General features: G+C 54.6%; 7 protein-coding genes. 6 read left to right on the forward strand and 1 reads right to left on the reverse strand.

The genetic code is table 11. The features are described 5' to 3' along the window. Positions 1–139 precede the first annotated feature (139 nt). The 6 genes from ACW14G_RS21570 to ACW14G_RS21595 all read left to right on the forward strand — a co-directional run bounded on the left by ACW14G_RS21570 (position 140) and on the right by ACW14G_RS21595 (position 6,063). On the forward strand, positions 140–688 hold the full coding sequence (locus ACW14G_RS21570; RefSeq protein WP_167576186.1) for a fimbrial protein: 549 nt from the start codon (positions 140–142) through the stop codon (positions 686–688). Between the two features lie 79 nt (positions 689–767). Continuing rightward, complete coding sequence (locus ACW14G_RS21575) at positions 768–1,436, forward strand: fimbrial biogenesis chaperone (RefSeq protein WP_223802351.1); 669 nt, start codon at positions 768–770, stop codon at positions 1,434–1,436. Positions 1,437–1,460: 24 nt separating this feature from the next. Then, positions 1,461–3,998: a fimbria/pilus outer membrane usher protein gene (locus ACW14G_RS21580; protein WP_249022002.1), complete on the forward strand. Its 2,538-nt coding sequence runs from the start codon at positions 1,461–1,463 to the stop codon at positions 3,996–3,998. Between the two features lie 24 nt (positions 3,999–4,022). Continuing rightward, positions 4,023–4,991 (forward strand): fimbrial protein, encoded by a 969-nt coding sequence (locus ACW14G_RS21585; RefSeq protein WP_249022003.1) that lies wholly within the window; start codon positions 4,023–4,025, stop codon positions 4,989–4,991. A 12-nt stretch (positions 4,992–5,003) separates the two neighbouring features. Then, positions 5,004–5,525, forward strand: a complete 522-nt coding sequence (locus ACW14G_RS21590; protein WP_249022004.1) for a fimbrial protein — start codon at positions 5,004–5,006, stop codon at positions 5,523–5,525. A 13-nt stretch (positions 5,526–5,538) separates the two neighbouring features. Next, entirely contained in the window at positions 5,539–6,063 is a 525-nt protein-coding gene (locus tag ACW14G_RS21595; RefSeq protein ID WP_167576190.1) for a fimbrial protein, read from the forward strand. A 63-nt stretch (positions 6,064–6,126) separates the two neighbouring features. Here ACW14G_RS21595 and fabF read toward each other — a convergent pair. Then, the coding region (gene fabF / locus ACW14G_RS21600) for a beta-ketoacyl-ACP synthase II (RefSeq protein ID WP_455648785.1) at positions 6,127–7,147 on the reverse strand (1,021 nt) is incomplete at its 5' end.

Raw genomic sequence — 7,147 nt, forward strand, 5'->3', positions numbered from 1 at the left:
CATTAAATATTCCTGCCGGGTTAATTCGTTTATCAACAACGATTAATCTCATTCACAATTAATACGTCAAAAATGTTATCACTCTTATTAAATATATTAAGAGTGGAAGTATGCTACCTCATGTAATAGGGAATATGTAATGAAAGGAAAATTGGCCGCAGTCGCATTTTTCACCTCTATGGGCATTGCTTCTTCAGTCATGGCTCAGGATGGTACCGTTAATTTTACCGGTAAAATCATCGAAGCCGGTTGCCAGGTTAACAGCACCGTCGCCAACCCGCAGACCGTTGAGCTGGGCGAAGTGGCGAAAACCGCTTTTGCTGCGCCAGGCGATACGGCAGCCACGACCGAATTCACCCTGGTGTTAAGCGGCTGCCCAGCTGATCTGCTGGGCAAACCGGTTTCCGTTAAATACGACGGTAAGCCAGATACCATCAATAACGACTACCTGCAGTTGACCGGCTATGGCACCGCGAGCGTTGCCAAAGGCGTCGCCATCCAGTTGCTGAACGCGGACAGCTCCGCGCTGCCGCTGGGCGCCAAATCCAATGAAGTCACCATCAAAGGAACGGCCGAGGCACCGGCTGACACCAGCCTCGACTTCTTCGCTCGCTATATTGCTACCGAAGCCACCATTAACGGTGGTGACGCGAATGGTTCCGTTAACTTTACGCTGACCTACAACTAATCCTCTGAGTACGGCATGACTCGTTATTAATAATGAATAAAGCCGGGTATTTCCGGCTTTATTTTTCGAGGTATAAGCAATGAATAAATATATTCCAATCGTTGTCGTCTCGTTGCTATCAGCATCCGTGCAGGCAGGCGTTATTGTCGGGGGGACCCGTGTCATTTATAACGGTGAAAAAAAAGAAACCTCGATTAGCGTCAAAAATCCCGACAAGTCATCCTTTTTAATTCAGTCATGGAGCGATGCCGGAGAATCCAGCGCGGATAAATCACCGTTTATGGTCACGCCACCGCTATTTCGCCTTGGCGGCGGGCAAGAAAACACCCTGCGGATTATTCGCACCGGCGGCAATCTTGCCGAAGACCGTGAATCGCTTTACTGGCTGAATATTAAATCGATCCCGGCGACCGAAAAGAAAGATAACGTCAACACCCTGCAAATAGCGGTGAAAACGCGCATCAAATTAATTTATCGCCCGCAGTCTCTGACGCAACAACCGGAAGATCTTACCGGGAAACTCAGCTGGCAGCGCAGCGGCAACAAGCTCACCGTCAGCAACCCTACAGCCTATTACATGAACTTCAGCACGTTAAAGGTCGGCGCCAGTACGGTGAAGGATGCTACCTACGTGGCGCCCATGAGCTCCGCCAGTTTTAGCATCCCCAACGGCGCCAGCGGCGATGTGAGCTGGACGCTGATTAACGACTTTGGCTCCATCGGCAGCGAGCACCGCGCGCGCCTTTAACACCAGCACCGAAAGGAAATCGGGATGAATGCAGACGCATACAAAAAAAGAGTGACGCTGAGTCAGATCGCCTGCTTTATTGCCTTACAGTGCGCCTTACCGCTGTGCAGCAGCGCGCTGGCCCGCGAATACTTTAACCCGGCGCTGCTGGGGATTGACGGGCCGGGGAAAGATCTGACCGACCTCTCCGCCTTTGAAGAAGGCGTCGGCCAGATGCCCGGCACCTACCGGGTTAACGTCATGCTCAACAAAACCGCCCTCGGCGTGTATAACGTTGAGTTTGTCACGCAAAAAGACGCCGCAGGAAATACCACGCTGCAACCGTGTCTGAGCGTCGCCACGCTGAAGGAATTTGGCATTCGCACCGACCAGTTTCCCCGCCTTGCGGGTGACTGCGCCGATCTAAGCGTCATCCCACAGGCGAGCGCGGAATTTATCTTTGAGCGTCAATTGCTGCAGCTTTCGGTGCCACAGGCCGCTGTCAGCAATCACGCTCGCGGCTACGTCGCGCCGGAACGGCTGGATGAAGGCATCAACGCTCTGCTGCTCAACTACAGCTTCAGCGGCGATAACACTGAAGCCCGCCATAGCGGCATGTCGGACTCCGACAGTTACTATTTGAGCCTGCGTCCAGGATTGAACGTGGGCCCGTGGCGTATTCGTAACTACAGCACCTGGAACCGTAGCGACAACGGCGGCAATGCGCAGGAGAGCTGGGATTCGCTCTATACCTACGCGCAGCGCAACATTATCGCGCTTAAAAGCCAATTGACGCTGGGCGACAGCACCGCGCCGTCGGATATGTTCGACAGCGTGCCGTTTCGCGGCGCGCAGTTGGCCTCCGACGACGATATGCTACCGGACAGCCTGCGCGGCTATGCCCCGGTAGTGCGCGGCATCGCCCGAACCAACGCGCAGGTGATCGTCAAACAAAACGGCTACACCATTTACCAGAGCTATGTCTCGCCTGGCGCTTTTGAAATTACCGATATGTACCCGACCGGCAGCAGCGGCGACCTCGACGTCACCATTAAAGAGGCCGACGGCAGCGAGCAGCATCAGACGGTGGCCTTCGCATCCTTGCCAGTGTTGCAGCGTGAAGGACGTTTCAAATACAGCCTGACCAGCGGCCAGTATCGCCCCTATGACGGCGATATCGACAAAGAAATGTTTACCCAGGCCACCGCGATTTACGGCCTGCCCGCAGGTTTCACTATCTATGGCGGCGGACAATTCTCTCAACATTATCAGGCGTTGCTCGGCGGCGTGGGGAAAAACTTTGGCGAGCTGGGCGCGGTGTCGATTGACGGCACGCAGGCGTGGTCGACGCAGAAAGACCGGGATAAAGAAGGCGGTCAATCCTGGCGCGTGCGCTACAGCAAAAACATCCTTGAAACCGGGACCAACGTCTCTATCGCGGGCTATCGTTACTCCACTTCCGGCTACTACACGCTGTCAGAAGTACTGGACACCTGGCGCGAAGATGAATGGCGCACCAACGATGACCGTCGTCGCAACCGCGCCGAGTTCCAGCTCAACCAGAATATCGGCGAGCACTTTGGCTCGCTGTCATTGACCGCCATGAGCGAAGACTACTGGAACAGCGACCGCCAGATGCGCTCTATCGGCGTGGGCTACAGCAATAGCTGGGCAGGCGTGACCTATAACCTGAACTACAGCTATAACCGCAATACCACCGATACCGACAGCGATAAGATCTACGCCGAAGATCAGATCTTCTCATTAAGCATCAACGTGCCGCTCGACCGCTGGCTCAGCAACAGCTACGCCTCCTACAGCCTGAATACCAGCAAGCGCGGCGACACCAGCCATAACGTAGGTTTAAACGGTTCGCTACTGGAAGACCGTAACCTCAACTGGAACGTGCAGCAGAGCGAAACCAACCACGGCGAAGGCAGTGGCGGCTACGCCAGCCTGGATTATCAGGGCACTTACGCGCGGCTCAACACCGCCTACAGCTATGACCACGATCAAAAGCGCGTCAACTACGGCATTGAAGGCGGCGTCGTGGCGCATGCGCACGGCGTAACGTTAAGCCAGGCGCTGGGTGAAACCGCTGCATTGGTAGAAGCGCCCGGTGCCGGCGGCGTGACCGTCACTAACCAAACCGGGGTCAGAACCGATTTTCGCGGCTACACCGTAGTGCCGTACGTCACGCCTTATCGTGAATCAACGGTATCGCTGGACACCGCCACCCTACCCGACGGCGCCGACGTCGAACTGACCAGCAAAATCATTACGCCAACCCGCGGTGCGATTGTGCGCGCGCATTTTGATACTCGCGTGGGCAAACGGGTGCTGATGACGTTAACGCGCAGTAACGGCGAACCCGTACCATTTGGGGCGATAGTCTCTGATAGTACCGCAGGTAGTGCCATTGTTGGCGACGGTGGACAAGTTTATTTGACAGGGATGGCTGATAAAACGGCGCTGCAGGTGCGTTGGGGCCAGCAGGATGGTCAACATTGCATGGCTAATTTACAACTTCAGAGCACCGTTCCGGAAAGCGGAATTATTGAGCTGAATTCAGTGTGCCGATAACATAAAAATAAGGATATTAAATTTATGAGAGCACTTTTATTAAGTCTCATCATTACCCATTTAATAGTCAATAATGCAAATGCGCATTACTTTAGCAATATCAACATCCGTGACATGGGCTATGATCTTGATAACTTTACCATCCCAGCCAACGTTGGTGAAAATACTGGGGGATTTCATGATAATAGTTCCATTAGTTATAGCGTAGCAGCTAGCAGTGGCACCACGGCCTATGTTGAACTGTCGATCAACGGTACGCTGCTAAGCGACAACAAAACCTGGGCTACCAGCAATCCCGGTATCGGGATCCAGTATCGTTTCGAGGGGGTTGCTGACTTTGAGCCACCAGAAAGTGAGACCGCACCAACTTATCGTTTGGATATGCCCCATAATCCTGGCGTTACATATTCGTACTTTCATTTACGCTATCGGCTCGTCAGATTACTGGAAAAAATCCCCGCGGGGAAAATAACCAGCCTGCCGCAAGTCACGTTAATGGCGCATAACCCTGAGGGGGAAGGCACCAGTCTGATATCAGGGGTTATCCTTTCAAAAATTACCAGTGATATCAAGGTAACTGCATGTGGTATTGACGCCCCCACTGAAATCACGCTGCCCACGCTTTATGGTAATACGATCCAAAATGGAGCCCTGAATGTAACAGAAGCGCCTGTCGTAACGTTGACCAATTGCCCCGGTGCTGTTGACCGTATCTCTTACAATTTTTCAGCTGTGTACGGTACTCATAACGCTGCCAATGGTGTGCTCAATACGGTGAGTGGCGATGGTTATGCGCAAAATGTGTATATCCAGGTACAAAACGCCGACGGCACGCCTCATCAGATAAATACCGCCATCCCAGTGAGCAATTACGATGGTTCCGGTGACTATACCCTACCCAATTTTAAAGTGGCCTATTTCGTTGACGATGCCAATAACGTCAGGCCTGGCAACGTCAAATCAGCCATTGAACTCAAAGTGACCTACAACTAATAAGGACAATTTATGCACATCGTAAACGGAAACAAAATGGCGCTAAGTCTGCTGGTCTGCGCAGGGTTGTTCTCAGCGACAAGTCAGGCGGTTAATATCGATATTACAGGTAAGGTTGTCGCTTCCCCCTGCGTGGTCAACGGCAATAATGAATCTCTGGCGGTTAACTTAGGCGATAACATTCAGGCCGATTCGCTATCCGCCAGCGGCAGCGCCACCACGTGGACTGACGTGACGCTCCGGCTCACCAGTTGCCCGGCCTCTACGACCTCCTTTAGCGTGGCGTTCGCCGGGACCACCGACACCGACACCAACTACTACAAAAATACCGGCACTGCCACCAATCTGAAGCTGGAACTGACGGACAGCAGCAGCAACAGCGCCTATAAGAATGGCGCAAAACTAGAAAACGTCGCGATTCCCACCGCCACTCATGCCTATGACCTGGTGATGCGCGCCCGTGCGGTATCGAACGGTAGCGTAATGCCAGGGACCATTGTCGGTCAGGTACAAGCCACCTTTACCTATCAGTAATTCAGGAGAGACAATGGCGCACCGGATAAGCAAACTGCTGCCTGCCCTGGCCTGCCTGTGGGCGGTGAGCGGCCTTCATGCTGTACAGGCTACCGATATTAATCTGAGCGGCACCGTGGTGGCTTCCGCCTGTACGGTGGATACGGGAACCAAAGAACAGACGGTCACCTTTGAACAGGCGCGCGCCGTTGACTACCCAAACGTTGGCGATACCAGCGAATGGCAGGATTTCACGCTGACGCTCTCCGCTTGCCCGCCGTCAACCACCCAGGTCACGGCGCTGTTCAGCGGCGATGCCGATTCCGTTGACACGACCAAGTTCGCCAACGCCCAGGGCAGCGCCAGCGGCATGGCGCTGCAAATTATGACCCGCGACCACCTCAGCGAGATATCACCGGCAGGAAGACTGGTAACGCCCGTCGATAGCACCAGCCGCCGGGCGGTGTTCCCGCTCTCGGCGCGGATGTATACCCCGACGGGCGCGGTCACCGCCGGTGAGTTTAAGGCCACCGTTCAGCTCACCTTTACTTACCAGTAGCCGTGTTCAGGGCATAAAAAAACGGAGCGCTAAGCGCTCCGTTTTTATTGGCTTTGCGACCAACTACACGCGTTTAAAAATCAGCGAGCCGTTGGTACCACCGAAGCCGAAGGAGTTACACAGCGTGTACTCCATCCCGCTTACCTGGCGTGCTTCGTGCGGTACGAAGTCCAGGTCGCAACCTTCATCCGGGTTATCCAGGTTGATGGTTGGCGGAACGGCCTGATCGCGCAGCGCGAGGATAGAGTAGATAGATTCTACTGCACCCGCCGCGCCCAGCAGATGGCCGGTCATGGATTTGGTGGAGCTGACCAGTACGCGGCTGGCGGCGTCACCGAAGACAGACTTCACAGCCTGCGCTTCTGCTTTATCGCCCGCTGGCGTAGAGGTACCGTGGGCATTAACGTAGCCAATCTGGCCCGCTTCAATGCCCGCGTCGCGAATGGCGTTAACCATCGCCAGCGCCGCGCCCGCGCCGTTTTCCGGCGGTGACGTCATGTGGTACGCATCGCTGCTCATACCAAAACCAACGATTTCAGCATAGATTTTCGCGCCGCGTTTTTTCGCGTGCTCGTACTCTTCGAGTACCACCATGCCCGCGCCGTCACCCAGCACGAAGCCATCGCGATCTTTATCCCACGGACGGCTTGCCGCCTGCGGGTTATCGTTACGCGTAGACAGCGCACGCGCGGCACCAAAGCCACCGACACCCAGCGGGGTACTGGCTTTTTCTGCACCGCCGGCAACCATCGCATCCGCATCGCCATAAGCGATAATACGTGCTGCCTGACCGATGTTATGCACACCAGAAGTACAGGCGGTCGCGATAGAGATGCTTGGCCCACGCAGACCGAACATGATGGTCAGGTGACCCGCCACCATGTTAACAATCGTGGACGGAACGAAGAAGGGGCTGATCTTACGCGGCCCGCCGTTTACCAGCGAACTGTGGTTTTCTTCGATCAAGCCGAGGCCGCCAATACCGGAGCCGATAGCGGCGCCAATACGGTTTGCATTCTCTTCCGTCACTTCAAGGCCAGAATCCTGCATGGCCTGAACGCCAGCGACAATTCCATATTGAATG

This window comes from Kluyvera sp., from assembly GCF_965301105.1.

Coding starts and splice junctions, on each gene's coding strand:
- ACW14G_RS21570 (WP_167576186.1), top strand. CDS start 140: ATGAAAGGAAAATTGGCCGCAGTCGCATTTTTCACCTCTATGGGCATT.
- ACW14G_RS21575 (WP_223802351.1), top strand. CDS start 768: ATGAATAAATATATTCCAATCGTTGTCGTCTCGTTGCTATCAGCATCC.
- ACW14G_RS21580 (WP_249022002.1), top strand. CDS start 1,461: ATGAATGCAGACGCATACAAAAAAAGAGTGACGCTGAGTCAGATCGCC.
- ACW14G_RS21585 (WP_249022003.1), top strand. CDS start 4,023: ATGAGAGCACTTTTATTAAGTCTCATCATTACCCATTTAATAGTCAAT.
- ACW14G_RS21590 (WP_249022004.1), top strand. CDS start 5,004: ATGCACATCGTAAACGGAAACAAAATGGCGCTAAGTCTGCTGGTCTGC.
- ACW14G_RS21595 (WP_167576190.1), top strand. CDS start 5,539: ATGGCGCACCGGATAAGCAAACTGCTGCCTGCCCTGGCCTGCCTGTGG.